The 17,830-nt window shown below is 38.4% G+C and carries 16 protein-coding genes; 11 read left to right on the plus strand and 5 right to left on the minus strand.

Annotation, left to right across the window (positions count from 1 at the left end; all coding sequences use genetic code 11):
- Positions 1 to 53: 53 nt before the first annotated feature.
- The 10 genes from LQ201_RS10585 (at position 54) to LQ201_RS10630 (ending at position 11,676) form a co-directional block, all read left to right on the plus strand.
- Positions 54 to 1,148 carry a RimK family alpha-L-glutamate ligase gene (locus LQ201_RS10585; RefSeq protein WP_230142214.1) on the plus strand — a complete coding sequence of 365 codons (1,095 nt, stop codon included), beginning with the start codon at positions 54 to 56 and terminating at the stop codon, positions 1,146 to 1,148.
- A 29-nt stretch (positions 1,149 to 1,177) separates the two neighbouring features.
- Entirely contained in the window at positions 1,178 to 2,278 is a 1,101-nt protein-coding gene (locus LQ201_RS10590; protein ID WP_029274724.1) for a carboxylate-amine ligase, read from the plus strand.
- A 7-nt stretch (positions 2,279 to 2,285) separates the two neighbouring features.
- Positions 2,286 to 3,113 (plus strand): type 1 glutamine amidotransferase, encoded by an 828-nt coding sequence (locus LQ201_RS10595; RefSeq protein WP_230142216.1) that lies wholly within the window; start codon positions 2,286 to 2,288, stop codon positions 3,111 to 3,113.
- 156 nt (positions 3,114 to 3,269) lie between these two features.
- Positions 3,270 to 4,457 (plus strand): hypothetical protein, encoded by a 1,188-nt coding sequence (locus LQ201_RS10600; RefSeq protein WP_230142218.1) that lies wholly within the window; start codon positions 3,270 to 3,272, stop codon positions 4,455 to 4,457.
- Positions 4,458 to 4,749: 292 nt separating this feature from the next.
- Positions 4,750 to 4,908 carry a FeoB-associated Cys-rich membrane protein gene (locus LQ201_RS10605; RefSeq protein ID WP_230142220.1) on the plus strand — a complete coding sequence of 53 codons (159 nt, stop codon included), beginning with the start codon at positions 4,750 to 4,752 and terminating at the stop codon, positions 4,906 to 4,908.
- A gap of 12 nt (positions 4,909 to 4,920) precedes the next feature.
- Positions 4,921 to 5,508, plus strand: coding sequence for a Crp/Fnr family transcriptional regulator (locus LQ201_RS10610; protein WP_230142222.1), 588 nt, complete (start codon positions 4,921 to 4,923; stop codon positions 5,506 to 5,508).
- Between the two features lie 187 nt (positions 5,509 to 5,695).
- Positions 5,696 to 6,226 carry a YceI family protein gene (locus LQ201_RS10615; RefSeq protein WP_230142225.1) on the plus strand — a complete coding sequence of 177 codons (531 nt, stop codon included), beginning with the start codon at positions 5,696 to 5,698 and terminating at the stop codon, positions 6,224 to 6,226.
- A gap of 67 nt (positions 6,227 to 6,293) precedes the next feature.
- Positions 6,294 to 7,163, plus strand: coding sequence for a pirin family protein (locus LQ201_RS10620; protein WP_230142227.1), 870 nt, complete (start codon positions 6,294 to 6,296; stop codon positions 7,161 to 7,163).
- Between the two features lie 356 nt (positions 7,164 to 7,519).
- On the plus strand, positions 7,520 to 10,924 hold the full coding sequence (locus LQ201_RS10625) for a glycosyltransferase (RefSeq protein ID WP_230142229.1): 3,405 nt from the start codon (positions 7,520 to 7,522) through the stop codon (positions 10,922 to 10,924).
- A gap of 293 nt (positions 10,925 to 11,217) precedes the next feature.
- Positions 11,218 to 11,676 (plus strand): hypothetical protein, encoded by a 459-nt coding sequence (locus LQ201_RS10630; RefSeq protein WP_230142232.1) that lies wholly within the window; start codon positions 11,218 to 11,220, stop codon positions 11,674 to 11,676.
- A 6-nt stretch (positions 11,677 to 11,682) separates the two neighbouring features.
- On the opposite strand, the gene ispF is transcribed toward LQ201_RS10630, so the two are convergent.
- Positions 11,683 to 12,162, minus strand: coding sequence for a 2-C-methyl-D-erythritol 2,4-cyclodiphosphate synthase (gene ispF, locus LQ201_RS10635; RefSeq protein ID WP_215129999.1), 480 nt, complete (start codon positions 12,160 to 12,162; stop codon positions 11,683 to 11,685).
- Between the two features lie 61 nt (positions 12,163 to 12,223).
- Complete coding sequence (porV, locus tag LQ201_RS10640) at positions 12,224 to 13,414, minus strand: type IX secretion system outer membrane channel protein PorV (protein WP_057931413.1); 1,191 nt, start codon at positions 13,412 to 13,414, stop codon at positions 12,224 to 12,226.
- Between the two features lie 640 nt (positions 13,415 to 14,054).
- Here porV and LQ201_RS10645 point away from each other — a divergent pair.
- The gene (locus LQ201_RS10645; protein ID WP_230142233.1) at positions 14,055 to 15,740 is read left to right on the plus strand and encodes an SUMF1/EgtB/PvdO family nonheme iron enzyme; all 1,686 of its coding nucleotides are present in this window, start codon (positions 14,055 to 14,057) and stop codon (positions 15,738 to 15,740) included.
- A gap of 180 nt (positions 15,741 to 15,920) precedes the next feature.
- Here the strand turns inward: LQ201_RS10645 and LQ201_RS10650 are convergent, their stop codons facing one another.
- The 3 genes from LQ201_RS10650 to LQ201_RS10660 all read right to left on the minus strand — a co-directional run bounded on the left by LQ201_RS10650 (position 15,921) and on the right by LQ201_RS10660 (position 17,830).
- A complete protein-coding gene (locus LQ201_RS10650) occupies positions 15,921 to 16,421 on the minus strand; it encodes an acetyl-CoA carboxylase biotin carboxyl carrier protein subunit (protein WP_230142235.1) in 501 nt (166 codons plus the stop codon).
- A 3-nt stretch (positions 16,422 to 16,424) separates the two neighbouring features.
- On the minus strand, positions 16,425 to 17,009 hold the full coding sequence (locus LQ201_RS10655) for a DUF4159 domain-containing protein (protein ID WP_029274737.1): 585 nt from the start codon (positions 17,007 to 17,009) through the stop codon (positions 16,425 to 16,427).
- Between the two features lie 116 nt (positions 17,010 to 17,125).
- Positions 17,126 to 17,830 carry a 16S rRNA (uracil(1498)-N(3))-methyltransferase gene (locus LQ201_RS10660; protein WP_230142237.1) on the minus strand — a complete coding sequence of 235 codons (705 nt, stop codon included), beginning with the start codon at positions 17,828 to 17,830 and terminating at the stop codon, positions 17,126 to 17,128.

A 17,830-nucleotide genomic window follows, 5' to 3' on the forward strand; every position in this document is an offset into this window, starting at 1 on the left:
TTATCAAACAATTAACCGATTAACCAGTTAAACATTTAAACTAAAATTTACCAATGAAGAAAATAGGGATTTTATTTGGACAGGAACGCTCTTTTCCTGAAGCCGTAATCGAAAGAATTAACCAAAAAGCTGAAAAAGGTATTACCGCCGAAGCTGTTAAAATCGACAAAATATTTCAGAATGTACCATTAGGTTATTCGGTAATTATCGATCGCATTTCGCAAGATGTACCATTCTACCGCGCATCGTTAAAAAATGCTGCCATTACCGGAACTGCTGTAATTAACAACCCATTTTGGTGGAGTGCCGACGAGAAATTTTTTAATAACGCGCTGGCCGAACAGATTGGCGTACCCGTACCCAAAACGGCCTTAATCCCTTCAAGGGAGCACCCTACAGGAACCACCGGAGAATCTTTCTCTAATTTAACCATGCCCTTAGATTGGGATGCCATTTTTGAATACACTGGTTTTCCGGCCTACATGAAACCTTATGATGGTGGTGGTTGGAGAGATGTTTATAAACTTCATGACAAAGAAGATTTTTTTGATAAACACAGCGGTACACAACAGCTGGTAATGCTTTTGCAGGAAGAAATCATTTTTGAAGAGTATTTCAGGTGTTATTGCATTGGCGGCAAATATGTCCGTATTATGCAGTACGACCCACGGAATCCGCATCACTTACGTTATGCCACTGAAGGTAAAGCGCCAGATGCAAAGCTGCTTAAAACCGTAGAAGAGTACACCCTAAAACTATGCAAGTATTTAGGATACGATTTCAATACAGTAGAATTCGCGGTGCGCGATGGAGTGCCTATTGCGATCGATTTCTGTAACCCTGCTCCTGATGCTGACATTAAAAGCGTTGGTCAGGAAAATTTTGACTGGGTAGTAGAAACCACAGCAAATTATGCCATTGAAAGGGCTAAAGCGCAAAAAGACGGGCAAGATAATTTAACCTGGGGCGAATACATTAAATCGTCGGTTGGTGGTAAACCATTAATTGCCAAAGGTACCCCGAATGTGGCTAAAGCGGCCGCTCCAAAGAAAGTTACCGCTGCAGAAAAGGCTAAGGCTACACCAAAGAAATCGGCAACAACAGAAAAAACACCTGCAAAACCTAAAAAAGCTGCAGCAAAAAAATAATTGGGATTTAATTTTTAATCAATACAAGGATGAACGAGTTTACGCTGGGCATAGAAGAAGAATACATGGTAATTGATCCCGTTACCAGAGAGCTTACTTCTCACGACCAAAAAATTGTGGAAGCCGCACAAAAAATCCACAAAGACCAGGTTAAGGCAGAAATGCACCAGGCCGTGGTAGAAGTTGGAACGGGCATTTGTAAAACGACCACAGAAGCACGTAAAGAAATTTCCCAACTGCGTTATACCGTTTCACAACTCGCCGGAGAGCAAGGCTTAAGGATTGGAGCTGCTGGTACCCACCCCTTTTCGCATTGGGAAAAACAGTTAATTACAGAACATCCCCGCTATAATGAAATTGTGAACGAACTACAGGAAGCCGCACGTTCTAACCTCATTTTTGGCCTGCACGTACACGTAGGTTTCCAATCGCGTGAGCTGGCCATTCATATTGCCAACCAGGTGAGGTATTTCCTGCCACATGTTTTTGCTTTATCTACCAATTCTCCATTCTGGGAATCGCGGAACACGGGTTACAAATCTTTCCGCACAAAAATTTTCGACAAATTTCCGCGTACGGGCATTCCCGATATTTTTAATAGCATTGAGGATTACGATAATTATGTAAAACTGCTCATCAAAACCAATTGCATGGATAATGCGAAGAAAATTTGGTGGGATATCCGTGTGCATCCGTTTTTCGACACCGTTGAGTTCCGCATTTGCGATTGCCCGATGCTGATTGATGAAACGATGGCTTTTACCGCATTATTTCAGGCTTTGTGCGCCAAGCTGTACAAACTGCGTTTGCAGAACATGGAGTTTATCAGCTATTCGAGAGCACTAATTAACGAAAATAAATGGCGTGCTGCCCGTTATGGAATTGATGGAAATTTAATCGATTTCGGGAAAGAAATGGAAGTAAACTGCCGCAACCTTATTTTAGAATTATTGGATTTTGTAGACGATGTGGTGGATGATTTAGGCTGCCGTGACGACATTAATTATGTGCATAAAATATTGGAGCACGGTACAGGCGCAGACCGGCAGTTGGCAGTTTACCAACAAACTGGTAACTTTGAGGCGGTGGTAGATTACATTACTACTCAAACACTTATAGGCGCAAAGTAATTTTATAATGGATAAAAGTAGCTTAAAGGTGGCCGTTATTGACATGAATAACGGTGCACCTAATCAGGGTATGCGGGGAATTCAGGAAATTTTATCCCGTTTTAAAAACGATAACAATATCGATTTAACCTTTGATATATTTGATTTAAGGCAAAAAGGAGAAATACCAGGCATCGGTTATGATGCTTATATTTCTAGTGGTGGCCCAGGGAGCCCGATTGAAAGTAAGGGCGAACAATGGGAAAATGATTTCTTTAATCTCTTAGATCAGATAGAAGCTTTTAACCATAAAAACGACGAACGAAAAAAGTATGCTTTTTTAATCTGCCATTCTTTCCAATTGGCTTGTAGAAAATATGAATTGGGCAACGTAACCGAAAGACGGTCGAATGCTTTTGGCATTTTCCCGATTACCTTGACTGAAGATGGAGAAAAAGACGAAATTTTTAATGGTATTACCAACCCTTTCTTTTCGGTCGACAGCAGAGATTGGCAAGTGATAGAGCCAGATTTTGCTGCTTTCGAGAAAAAAGGCTCAAAATTATTGGCCATCGAAAAAGAACGTAAACATGTCGATTTAGAACGCTGTATGATGTCGATCCGCTTTTCCGATGAAATCATTGGTACACAATTCCATCCAGAAGCTGATCCGGTAGGCATGAAAATGTACTTGCTTCAGGAAGAAAAGAAAAAAGCAATTGTTGATATGCACGGGGAACAAAAATACCTGGATATGTTAAATAGTTTAGACGATCCGGCAAGGATTGTGCTCACGCAAAGTGTTATTTTACCTAATTTCTTACAAAAAGCAATTGGGGATTTGCAGGAAGTGTAAAAAACCCATCACCGTCATTTCGACTGGAGCGCAGTGGAACGGAGAAATCTATTAAACATGTTTAAGATAAAAAGTTAAAGGATTTCTCCACTACGGACGAAAGGACGATCTCTCATTTGCAATGACAAGTTGTAAACCAGAACCAATTACAAACCTATGATACCTGCTCAACGCCAAAAATACAATCAGCAATTTACAGAAGAAAAATACAAAAATTTCATCGCCAAGCTGCAAAATGGTTATCCGGAAATCCCTTTCAGGGTTGCAGAAACGCCAGTATTTATCCCGAAAGCACTGAAAGAAAAACTAATTGCGGCAGGAAATGAAATTATAAACCTGATTAAGCAACCTAATTTTAAAGCGCTTACTGAAAAGGCTATCCCCTCCAACTGGAACGTACCTAATGAAAACGAACAGCCCCACTTTTTAACCTTCGATTTTGGTATTTGTAAAAATCAAGCCGGAGAGCTTACACCCATGCTAATCGAAATGCAGGGTTTTCCTTCCTTATATGGCTTTCAGCATCACTTGGCTAAAACTTTCCGGACAAGTTTTGAGATTGATGGTGCTGTGAATCATTTTTTAAACGGCTTTAACGAAGAAGCGTATATCAAGTTGCTTAAAGAAGTCATTATTGGCGCCCATCAACCAGAAGAAGTAGCCCTGATGGATGTAGATGCGCCTAACCAAAAAACGGCCATTGATTTTTTTGTTACCCAAAAAATGTTGGGCATTAAGATTTTAGCACTGGAAGACATTAAAAAAGTAGGCAAACAGCTTTTTTATGAAGAAGATGGCAAAAAGATCCAGTTAAAAAGAATTTATAACCGCCTGATATTTGATGAGGTAGCCAATAACACCGAAATTTTCAAAAACAGTTTCGACCCACGTGAAGAATTGGATGTAGAATGGGTAACCCATCCAAACTGGTTTTACCGCATCAGCAAATACACCATGCCTTTCTTAAAAAGCGAATTTGTGCCCGAAACACGTTTCTTGAACGAGGTAAAGGTTATTCCAAAAGATTTAGAAAACTATGTACTTAAACCATTATTCTCTTTCGCTGGTATGGGCGTAATTATCGATGTAAGCGAAACAGACATTACCAATATAAAAGATCCCGAAAACTGGATTTTACAAAGAAAAGTAAATTACGAGCCAGCTGTACAGGCACCTGATGGTGGCGTTAAGGCTGAAATCAGGATGATGTATTTATGGCCCGATGGTGGTGAGCCTCAGCTTTGCATTAATCTGGCAAGGTTGAGCAAAGGAAAAATGATTGGCGTACGCTACAACGCAGATTTCGATTGGGTTGGTGGTACTGTAGGTTTTATGGAGGAATAACTTTTTAACCGCAAAGCTCGCGAAGAAAAGGGGCAGAGAACACAAATAGGTATCCTTGTCAGCCTGAGCGAAGTCGAAGACTAACCACCGAGCTCACGAAGAAAAAGGCACAGAGGTACACAGAGAAATAATTTTTCCGTATTTCTGTGAATCCGTGGCAAAAAATGCATTAAAAACCCTCTCGGTGTCCTCTGTGTAAAATGCTATTCTCTCTGTGGTAAAACAAGATTTGTGCTCAATATATTTACATTCAACTGAACACCTTCCTCCTAAAACCCTTTATATTTGTATTATGAATATTCAAACGATTTTAGTCTTTTTACTTTTTGCGGTAGCATTGGTATATGTTGGCCGTTTGGTTTTTAAATCTTTACAGGTAAAAAAAGATGGATGTGGTGGTAATTGTAAATGTGGTGTAGATTTTTCCGATATTAAGCCCGTAAAAAAATAACATCCCGCCTTTATGATTCGTCAGTTCCAGAAATACTTACAGGAAAAAATAGAAATAACTGATGAACAGTTCGAAAGCATATCATCTGTTTTAAAGGTTAAAAAATTCGAGAAAAACGAAATAGTTCAATATACCGGCGATAATTTCAAACACGGGTATTTTGTAGGCAAAGGTTTATTACGCGCGTACTCAATTGATGCGAAAGGCAAAGAACACATCCTTCAGTTCGCGCCCGAAAACTGGCTGGTGTCTGATCGCAACAACATGAATAATGAGCCGTCAATATTTTTTATAGATGCCATCGAAGCAACCGAAGCCGTGTTAATGCCCAACAATTTCATGGAAGAAGCCGCCAGGCAAGTACCATGTTTGCAACCCATGCAAATTAAACTGCTCAACAATTCGATCCGCTTTATGCAGAAAAGGATCAATATGTTATTAAGTGCAACTGCTGAAGAAAGATACCTCGATTTTATAAAACTCTATCCTAACCTTACCCTCCGCGTACCACAATGGATGATTGCCTCATATCTGGGCATTACTCCCGAATCGTTAAGCCGTGTGAGAAAAGAACTGGCCAATAAACATTTCAGGCCTTAGACTGAATAGTGAGTGAGTGAATTTTGAATGAGGGAAGGGCTTATTCAAATCTAACATTTCAACGTTACAACATTCAATCCCTCTTTCTTTCAATCATTCAATCATTACTTACCATACATCAATCTGTAGTAAAAACCTGCGCTGTACTTTTGTGTTGTAAATATTAAACATCTCAAAAACAAAAGATATGCCAACTACAAAATGGACATTAGATCCAACCCACAGCGAATTACAATTTAAAGTAAAACACTTAATGATTACTACTGTAACCGGTAGTTTAAAATCTTTCTCAGCAGAGTTATCATCTGAAGGTGATGAATTTGAAAATGCAGAAATTTCTTTCAAAGGTGATATCGGTTCAATCGATACAGGAAATACAGATCGCGACAATCACTTAAAGAGCGGAGATTTCTTCGATGCAGAAAAATTTGCTCACATCGAATTTAAATCTAATTCAGTAGAAAAAGATGGCAGCGATTATACTGTTAAAGGTGACTTAACCATTAAAGGTGAAACCAAACCGGTTAAATTAACTGCAGAATTTGGTGGTATTGCTACCGATCCATGGGGAAATACCAAAGCAGGATTTACTTTAAGTGGAAAAATTAACCGCTCAGAATTCGGTTTAACCTGGAACGCAGCATTAGAAACCGGTGGCGTAATGGTAAGTGAAGAAGTTCGCATTTTAGGCGAATTACAGTTTGTGAAACAAGCATAGTGCGTAGAGCTAAGCGTATGGCGGCACTATGCGCTTAGCCCCATGCCTTATCTAACTATAAAAGGTAATGGAAACAAAACAAATAGAAAAAGTACTAAAAGCGCCAGCACCACATATGGTTGGCGATGGCTTTAGGGTACACAATTTTTTCCCAAGTGGATATAAAATCAATATGAGTCCGTTTTTCTTAATGGATTATGGTTCAAAGATCGAATTTTCTGCCAGGAAAGAACCTAGGGGCGTTGGTGTTCACCCACATCGAGGCTTCGAAACGGTAACTATTGCCTATCATGGTGCGGTTGCCCATCACGATAGCTCTGGAAACAGCGGTGTGATTAACCCCGGCGATGTACAATGGATGACAGCTGCAAGTGGTATACTACATAAAGAATATCACGAAGCGAACTACAGCTTAGCTGGTGGTCCTTTTCAAATGGTTCAGCTTTGGATTAACCTGCCTGCTAAAGATAAAATGGGTAAACCAAGATATCAGGCAGTTAAGCAGGCTGATATGGCTCATTTTGATCTTCCCCAAAATGGAGGAAAAATCGAGATCATTGCTGGTAATTATCGGGGTATAAAAGGCAACGCAAATACCTTTACCCCCATAGAACTCTATAATGCCAGGCTAAATAAAGGTGGTGGAGCTACTTTTAACTTTCCTGAGCATTTTAATACCGGATTTATGGTGATTGAAGGTTCGATCAAAATTAATGGGTCCGAAACCGCATCCGTAGATGATTTTATCCACTTCAAAAACAAAGGTGAAGAGATTAAGATCGAAGCGCTGGAAAATAGCGTGGTTTTGATTTTAAGTGGAGAACCTATAGATGAGCCAATTGTTCAGTATGGTCCGTTTTTAATGAATACTGAAGCCGAAATCCATCAGGCAATTGAAGATTACAACCAAGGTAGGTTCGGTTATTTAGAGGAGTAAAGAAGTTTAAATAAATTATATTTTGAGCCGGCATTTTTTATAAAATTTGTCGGCTTTTTTTGTACCCGCATATACAGGACAACCCAGCCGAAAACATCCTCTTGCTAAATAAACAAAACTAAAAGATCCAGAAACAAGTTCAGGAGGACGAAGCGCATCTTAATTTACGCAAGAAAACCTTAACTTCTTAATGATGAAAAGATCCGGGAACACCACTTATGCACCTGATAAACAGTAAGTAAATCAGCATCTTAAAACTGGAATAGCGATCCATCAGCTCAACCACTCTCCCATTAATCATTCATCCAATCTTCATATTCGTTAGTGACATTTGATTAATAAATCAGAACAGAAAAATGTCCGGAAAACAAATATTTCAAACTGAGACCAAAAGACGCTGGCATACATTTACATGGGTAAGCCGCACGTTTTTTTTAGTCTTCATTATCGCAATCATCTGCGTGGTGTACACACTGTCTTCAGTACAGGCACCTAATTTGCCTTTTATCAATACAAATACACCGTTAACACAAAAACAGTTAGAGAAGTTAAAAAAATCGCAACAGTATAAGGATTTCACCATCGAAAAATCTAAGTTGCAAAAGATCAAAAAAGATCGTGAATACCGCATTTTAAGCCATCGAGGTAACAGCAAGCGCATCAACATGGCATTTTACGTAAGCTGGGCAGCCAGTAAAGAATCATCAATATCAGATTTAAAACGCAACATTAGCCATTTGGATATGGTGGCTACAGAGTCGTTCTTTTTAAATGGTGATTCTATTGTAGATAAAGCAGATACTGCGGCCTTAAAAGTAATACATGCCGGCAAAAAATCGGCTATTGCGGTGGTTTCAAATTACAATAAAGATCATTGGGATGGTGCAGCAGTAAGAAGATTATTAAACGATCAATCTGCCCAGCAAAAATTGATCTACGATCTTATAGCAATTACCAAAAAATACGGCTATAGTGGAATTAATATAGATTTCGAAGAGCTCAACCTCCAAAATAGCGATAGTTTTAACGCTTTTATGAAAAATCTATATACTCAGTTTCACACCGAGAAACTGATTGTTTCTCAGGATATTTCACCCGAAAATGACGATTATAAGCCAGAAATTCTTCAAAAATATAATGATTACCTCGTATTAATGGCTTATGATCAGCATACTGAACAAAGTAACGCAGGCGATATTTCCCATCAGGAATGGGTGGAGGAAAAGCTTGATGATATCTGCAGTAAAGTGGATGCCAGCAAAGTAATCCTTGCCTTGGCTTGCTACGGTTACGATTGGCCAAAAAATAGCATTGGGCAACCGGTTACTTACGAGCAGGCGATGACAATGGCCGTTAATTATAAAAGCAAAATAAACTATAATCCTGCTTCTGCCAATTTAAACTACACTTACAACGATGGCAGTGGGATTAAACATGAAGTTTACTTTACTGATGCGGCAACCTATTTTAATTTAATCCGCAAGGCTGATGATTGGGATATTGCTGGTGTAGCCTTATGGCGCTTAGGTTCAGAAGACAAACGCTTATGGTCGTTTATTTCCAATGACCTTAGTTTGGATACATTAAAGAAAAAACCCTTCGATTTACGCAAAATTGCTTCATTAAATATGGGTGGAATCTCCTACTTAGGCGATGGCGAAATTCTGGACCTGATTTCTACCCCTACACCTGGTAGTGTAAAGTTCACTTTAAACAAAGACAACTTTTCCATTGCCGATCAAAAGTATATCAGACTTCCAGAGCAATATGTAATTAAAAGGTTTGGAGAGGCCGATAAGAAAATCGCCTTAACCTTTGATGATGGGCCAGACCCGGTTTATACACCACAGGTATTAAATATTTTGAAACGAGAAAAAGTACCAGGCTGTTTCTTTGTGGTTGGCATTATGGCTGAACAGAACATGGAATTGTTAAGACAGGAATATAATGATGGTTATGAAATTGGAAACCATACTTTCTTCCATCCTGATATGTCGGCCATTGGACCACGAAGGGTAAAGTTCGAACTAAATGCCACCCGTAGATTAATTGAAGCGGTTACCGGTCACAGCACAATCCTGTTCCGTGCACCATTTAATGCTGATGCCGAACCCCAAAATATTTCAGAAATTCTGCCTGTTGCACAGAGCCGTAAAGAAAATTACATCAATATCGGGGAATATATAGATCCTGAAGATTGGCAACCAGGCAAAACTGCCGATCAGATTTTTAACGAAGTAGTGAAACAACAGGACAACGGTAATATCCTTTTATTACACGATGCTGGTGGAAACCGCGAAGCTACTGTTGCAGCCCTACCCCGGATTATAAAATTCTTTAAGGCCAAGGGGTATACCTTTACTACGGTTGGCGATTTAATGGGCAAAAAAAGATCGGAATTAATGCCTGCGGTAAAATCTATGGCAAATAGTGGTTTTTCTGGTTCTGGTGATTACTTTTTCATCAATTTCTTTTACTATGGAAACATGATTTTAAACATCGTATTTTCTGTAGCGATTGTACTTGCTATCTTAAGGACGATATTTATCGCCTATTTAGCCATCAGACAGCGAAAAAGAGCGAAACAGAATGTCAGCAAATTGGTAGTAAATCCTTCAGAAAAAGTGAGTATTATCATTCCGGCTTACAATGAAGAAGTTACTGCTGTGCAAACCATTAATAGTCTTTTAAAAACCACCTACCCCGATTTTGAACTGATTTTTGTGGATGATGGTTCGAAAGATAAAACCTTCGAAATTATTAATGAACACTTTGGCAACCACCCTCAGGTAAAGGTTTTCCGCAAAGCAAATGGAGGTAAAGCATCTGCATTAAATTATGGTATATCAAAAGCAACTTCCGAATTTGTGGTCTGTATAGATGCCGATACACAGCTAAAAGATGATGCCGTTACCGAACTGATGCGTTATTTTTATAGTGACCAAATTGCGGCAGTAGCTGGTACTGTGAAAGTTGGGAATGCCAACAATATCATTACCAAATGGCAGTCTATTGAATATATCACCGCACAGAATATGGATAGGCGTGCTTTCGACTTATTAAATACAATTACTGTTGTTCCTGGAGCAATAGGTGCTTTCAGAAAAAATGTAATTTTAGAAATCGGCGGATTTACCATTGATACACTTGCCGAAGACTGCGATTTAACCATGCGTATTTTGAAAGCAGGTTACCGCGTAAAAAATTGTGATACTGCAATTGCTTATACCGAAGCACCAGAAACGGTGAATATGTTGCTTAAGCAACGTTTCCGCTGGAGTTTTGGCGTAATGCAAAGTTTCTGGAAAAACAGAAAAACACTGCTAAACAAGAAATATGGTTACTTTGGGATGGTAGGAATGCCAAATATTTTGATCTATCAGATCATTTTGCCGCTATTTTCTCCACTTGCCGATCTTTTTATGTTCATCTCGTTAATTAGTGGTCTATTTTCGTTAAGTGCTATAAATAATTTAACCCTAACCGGATTTTCAGGAATTTTAAGCCTGCATAACGGTTTTGGCCAGGTACTTTTCTATTATATCATCTTTATTGTTGTAGATATGATTTTTGCTGCAATCGCCTTCCGCATGGAAAAAGAAAAATACACGAATTTACTTTACATATTCCCACAGCGGTTTTTCTGGCGACAATTAATGTATATTGTACTATTCCGTTCGTTCAGAAAAGCCATAAAAGGGGAACTGGAAACCTGGGGAACGTTAAAGCGGACAGGAAACGTTAAGGAGCAATTGGCGTAATGCTTCTCATCAAGATATCGTCATTGCGAGAAGGCTTTTTCAGCCGACGAAGCAATCTTACAACTATCGCTAGTAGCGAGCGCATTAAGATTGCTTCGTGCCTCGCAATGACGACCATTCTATTAGGATCTGTCAATGGTAGCCTGTCGAAGGGCTGGCTAAAATGCAATGTAAAGCATTTCGACAAACTCTATATGAACGCTCCGAATCAAAATTTAATATTATTGCACACAACCCAAAGAAAAACATAAACAATTCATAACAAGCTATTTAAAAAAACATTATTATTGTTTATGGAAAAATCTAACCAAACTATATTTTCCTTTAAACAGGTTTTATTGATTGCGCTTATTGCTGGAACATTAGATGGATTGGCAGCAGTTATATTTTTAGGAAAGATGAATTTTATGGGGGTATTTCAGTATATCTCCAGCGCTATTATGGGGCCAAATGCTTTTGCTGGAGGGACTAAAACAGCCCTAATAGGTTTAGCATTCCACTACTTTATTGCTTTTTGCTTCACCCTGATTTTTACTATTGCATCAATAAAAACACCTGTTTTACGAAAGAATATCATCCTATCAGGAGTAATTTACGGGATTATCGTTTGGACGATCATGACCCTCTTGATTGTTCCATTAACCAAAATACCTGCAGCACCGTTTCATTATGAACGGGCGATTTTAAATGCGGTAATACTGATTTTTTGCATAGGCTTACCGATTTCTTACTTAACCGCCCGAAAATTCTAGTACGAATTAAGGTTTTTCTATCAGGCAAACGGCATAAGAAACAACACCTTCTTCCCTGCCGATAAATCCCATTTGCTCATTGGTAGTGGCTTTTATCGAAATATCTTCGGTAGAAATTCCAATCGCTTCAGCAATATTTTGCTGCATAGCAGGAATATGAGGGTTAATTTTTGGCGCTTCTAAACAAAGCATCGCATCTATATTCCCAATTTGCCATCCTTTTTCGGTCAACAATTTAACCGTTTCCTTCAATAAAACGAGGCTACTGATGCCTTTCCACCTATCATCTGTATTCTTAAAATGGAAACCAATATCGCGAAGGTTGGCTGCCCCTAAAAGCGCATCGCAGATGGCGTGAAGCAAAACATCGGCATCCGAATGCCCAAAAGCGCCTTTATGATGATCTAATGTAACTCCACCAACAACAAAAGGATGCTGATCTTTTAGCTGATGTACATCGAATCCGAAACCTACTCTAATTTTCATGGGTATTTAGGTTAATTGTTTAAACACGTTAATCTGTTAATTATAAACTGATCGCTTAAAATTACTTTTTAACAATTTTTTTGTCGCCAAAGTTAAACAATAGACCAAAACGTAAGGTATTTGCAAGTGGACTTGTTTGTGCATTTGCAATCAAATAAGAGAAATCTATATTAAAAACGTTGTATTTTAATCCAAGGCCCAAAGTAAAGTAGCGGCTATCGCCTTTCATTGGGCTCTGATAGTTGTAACCTGCTCTCACTGCAAACTGTTGGTTATACCAGTACTCTAAGCCCGTTGAAATTCCTACTTCCTTTAATTCTTCACTAAAACCACCTGGGGCATCACTAAACGAACCAAAAATTCCCGCAGGTACTGAACGGTTAGGGTTTTTTCCGCTCACAATGTTATTATTCGAATCGTATATCGGCTGCGTTGGCACTAGCAACTTATTAAAATCAAGGGCAAAAGTTAAGGTGCTGAAATCGTCTACAGTGATTGTAGACGCGCCTCCTATTTTAAAATTGGTAGGTAAAAAGAAATTTTCTCCACCGTCAGAATAGCTCATTTTTGTTCCAATGTTGGAAATATTAGCACCTGCAGAAAGAACAGTCTGCCTGCCAAACATTGTAGTTGTTGTTTTGTATAGACCCGACACATCTACAGCTACCGCATTTCCGCTATGAACCTGCCCCGATGATGAAAATTGACCTGAAGCTAAATTTGAATAAATATACCTTAATGATGTTCCCAATGAAAATTCCTCACCAAAATTACGGGCAAAAGAAACATCAAAAGCTAATTCATTCGGATTAGAAATTCCCAGGTCTTGTTGGTTAATGTCGGTAAGCTGAATAGAGCCCAAAGAAAAATACCTTAATGAGGCACCAATGGTATTACGATCATCCAATTTATAAAACCCACTTAAATAGGCAAGATTAATATCAGGCACTAAACTTTTTAACCATGGGCTATAAGAAACAGAAAATCCGTAAGGTTTATCTAAAAATGCAAGTTTAGAAGCATTAATGCTCGCTGAATTTACATCACCAGCAACGGCCACGCCAGCATCACCCATTGCACCGGCACGGGCATCGGGCGTAATGAGCAGAAATGGAACTGCTGTTACAATATTGTTTGCCTCGCTACCATTTGTTTGTGTATTGCCTATGGTTACCTGAGCATTTGTTTTACCAAACACCAAGGCCATTGAGAGTGCAGAAAAAGCAAGTTTACTGATGTACTTGAAATTCATCCTTTAAAGGTACGTAATTTTAGATTTTGGTATTTAGCAACAACTGGAGAATATATTCTGTAACGTAAAACCAAAACTTATATTTCACCAAATTACGAATTCTATGATTATTTACTAATTAAACATACGATTTTTACATACAGGTGTGACTGCAAAAAACCTAAACCCATAACTAATAACCATTTAACATCATAATTGAGCTATTTTCTTTTTTCTATAAAAATTATTAATTCGATTTGTCAACTTAATAATCTTTAAATCAAATATGGTTAATTTATTGCAATCTCAATAAACTTATAACAATACTCTTTTTATATATGCACGTTTAAGCTGTCACTAAAAACATAAAAAAATTAATATTGAGATGACCTGAGCTGTAATATAAGTAATTCCACCTATTGGGCTAATGGCTTGCCAACAGCACTTCTCAATCACCTCCCTCTCTTTTTATCTTGCTTATTTATAATTATTTAACCTAAATTTAACTGAAAAATTAAGTAGACACAATACGACAGAAAATAATACGTTATCACTCAAAAATATAATCGATATTTTATTACCACATTATTTATATATTCATTTAAAATTGTTTAATTTTATCGGTTGAATCCCTATAGGGACGATTTTCCCAACGAACTATATGAAAAAACTGTTACTATATTCTTTTACTTGTTTGTCATTAGCTGCCCTACTTACGAGCTGTAGCTCAAAAGGAGGGAACAGTTCTAGCAAAACAGGTATTCCCTATGCCGATAGGAAAAGCAAAAACAACCAATCTGGTGCTTTTGCTGTAGCTACTCAATACAAGAGAGCTCCAGGACCAGGCTTGATTCCAATTGAAGGTGGAGTTTTAGTTGTTGGTGGTAGTGCCATCGAAGTACCGGGTGTTGAGCCAAATATTTACAATTACAAAAGACAGGTTACTGTTCCATCTTTTTACATGGATGAAACTGAAGTATCGAATACCGATTGGTTAGAATACTTACATTGGATCAGATACAACTACCCTGAAGATCGTGAGTTTTATTATAATGAGCTTCCTGATACTTTAGTGTGGCGCCGCGCATTATCATACAACGAACCTTATGTAGATAACTACTTAAGACACCCAGCTTACCGTGACTACCCTGTTGTAGGTGTTTCATGGGAGCAGGCATCACGTTATTGCGAATGGAGAACTTCGAGAGCTAACGAATTTATTCTACGCGAAAAAGGAATTTTAACTGATTATAAAACTTTAGCCGGTAATGGAAAAAGCAATGCTGCTACTACAGCAGCGGCGACTCCAAAGCCAGACAAACCTTTTAATACTGATGCATACTTAAATGGCCAGTATGATGATAAGGGGAAAAATGCACCAATCGATTACAATACAAAATCAGGTGCAGCTACATCAACAGCTGGAGGAACAGCAGCCCCAGCATCCGGAGGCAAAAACAACCAGCCTAGAAGAACTGCGACACTAGAGGATGGTGTAATTATGCAGCCTTATCGTTTACCAACAGAAGCCGAATGGGAATATGCTGCTTTAGGTTTAATTGGCAATACAGAATACGAAAACATCAATCAGAATAAAATCTACCCGTGGAATGGCTTAGGTGTGAGCTCTGCCAAAAAGAAAACCAGAGGTATGATTCAGGCCAACTTTAAAAGGGCACCTGGCGATTATATGGGTGTTGGTGGTTCATTAAATGATAAAGGAGATTTAACTGTTCCCGTTATTCAATATGCACCAAACGACTTCGGCTTATATAATATGGCTGGAAACGTGAATGAATGGGTTAATGATGTGTACAGAACAGGCACATTTACGGATGCAGATGCATTTAACCCTTATCGTGGCAACTATTTCACCAATAAAAAACTAGAGGATTCTCAAAGCGGTAAAATTGCATTGGATAAATATGGTAATCCGATTAAGGAAAACGCTTACGCAGGAAGAAAACAAACCTGGGCAGAAAAACAGGCACAGGCGAAACGTTCTGATTCGATTTCAAAATCGACTGATCCACAATCTCCGGTAGCGTCAACCAGTTATCAGGCCGATCAAAGAGGTTATCGCGATAGACAAAACACTTTATTGAATGAAGAAGGTGTAACGCTTGTAAACGATAAATCACGAGTTTATAAAGGTGGTTCTTGGAATGATATGGCTTATTGGTTAAACCCGGCAACACGCCGCTTTATGCAACAAGATGAATCATCAGCAGAAGTTGGTTTCCGTTGTGCCATGACCATGCTTGGCGCGCCAGAAATTAGTACTGCAGGTAAAAGAAATTTCAAAAACCCTCCGCAAAAACCTTACAGGGTAAGTAGAGGTAAATAAAAAAGAAAAGTCCCGACATTAAATCGGGACTTTTTATGCTTTAGATTTTGTAGTCCACTTCGACTAATTTAAATGAAACTCGTCATCTCGACTGAAACGCAGTGGAACGGAGAGATCTATCTAGACAGATTTCTCGACTTCGTTTCACTCCGCTCGAAATGACGTACCTCGAGGCAAAAATTATTTAAACTGAATCAAGATCTGGTTCTTCTCTACCTTATCGCCCTGCTTAATCAAAACTTTCTTTATCACACCATCAGTTGATGATTTCAGGATGTTTTCCATTTTCATAGCTTCCAGCACCACTAGATTATCCCCTTTCTTTACCTCGGCGTTCTCTTCAATCAAAACCTTTAGTACTAAACCAGGCATCGGCGCTTTAATTTCTGAAACTTTATTAGCAGTTAAATTATCCAGGCCCAGCTGTTTTAACAAAACATCAAACTGATCTTCGATGCTAATCTGATAAATATTACCGTTAACCTTTATTTTACATGTTTTATCTGCTTTGTTCAGCTCAACCAGCTCTGTATTAAAAGATTTATTCTGGTATAAAACATGCGTACTATTATTCCCAATTGAACTCAGATCGAACTGAATGGGTTCTCCGTTTACCAAAAAAGATGACTCCTTATTTTCAACCTCGAATAAAAACCGATCGTTTACTTTTACTTTATACATTTGTTATTGGGTTAAAGCATACTGAACCAAATTTGCACCCATTTTAAGCGCCTTAGTCCTCGTTTCTTGTGTATCTTCAGGATAAGTACCAAAATCTTCCCAACCATTCCCTAAATCGCACTCATAAGTATAATAGCACACAACTCTACCTTTATAAATCAACGCAAATCCCTGTGGCCTTTTATTATCATGCTCATGGATTTTTGGCAAGCCTCCCGGGAATTTAAATTTTTGGTTATATAATGCGTGATTGGCAGGCAATTCGACAAAACTCAATTCCGGGAATACCTTTTTCATCTGCGGGCGGATAAATTTATCCAACCCATAATTATCGTCTATATGAAGAAAACCACCACCTGTAAGGTATTGCCTTAAATTTTTAATTTCCTGATCGTTAAAAACTACGTTTCCGTGGCCAGTCATGTAAACAAACGGATAATTGAATATTTCTTTCGAGCCTACTTCTACAATACTCTCTTCAGCATAAAAATTAGTCTTCAAATTGGCATTACAGTAGGCAATTAAGTTGGGCAATGCTGTTCTATCTGCATACCAATCACCACCACCGTTATACTTTAATTTGGCCATGCGGTAGGTTGGAGGAATAAAAGCGAAAAACACAAAGCTAAGAGCTAATAGACCAAAGCAGTACCAAAGCTGAAACCTGGAAAACTGAAAACTGAAAACTGAAAACTTCAAATTGATTATCGGTTAAGGTAATTGATTTCAAAACAAACAGATAATGCAGCCGTTTCTGTGCGCAATCTGTTATCACCTAAAGTTAATGCTTTAAAGCCTTTGTTCAAAGCTAAATTAACTTCATCAGGTGTGAAATCCCCTTCAGGACCAATAAGAATTAAATATTTTTGATGTGGAACTACAAGTTTGGATATATATTGTTTCTCTCCGTTATCGATACAATGCGCTATTAATTTATCACCATCAAATGGTTCTTTTAAAAAAGTATCAAAAGAAATGGCATCGTTCAATTTGGGATGATAAGCTTTAATGGATTGTTTTACGGCAGAAGTAATTACTTTGTTGAGCCGATCTTCTTTAACTACCCTGCGCTCCGATCGATCGGTAATAATCGGTGTAATTTCATCGATGCCCAACTCTGTAGCTTTTTCTAAAAACCATTCGATGCGGTCGATATTTTTAGTTGGCGCAACAGCAATATGCAGGTAATGATTTCTTTTATGAAACTCCGTTTCTACCTTTAAAATTGATAGAGAAACTTTTTTCGGATTATCAGAAGTGATTTCAGCAGTGTAAAAACCACCTTTCCCATCAACCAGGTTAACGATCGAGCCTACGGCAAGACGAAGTACCCTAACACAATGTTTGCTCTCTTCTTCGTTAAGTGTGTAAGTATTTTGGGTTATATCTGGTGTATAAAAAATATGCAT

The sequence above is a fragment of the Pedobacter sp. Bi126 genome, assembly GCF_918698245.1.
Lineage (GTDB): Bacteria > Bacteroidota > Bacteroidia > Sphingobacteriales > Sphingobacteriaceae > Pedobacter.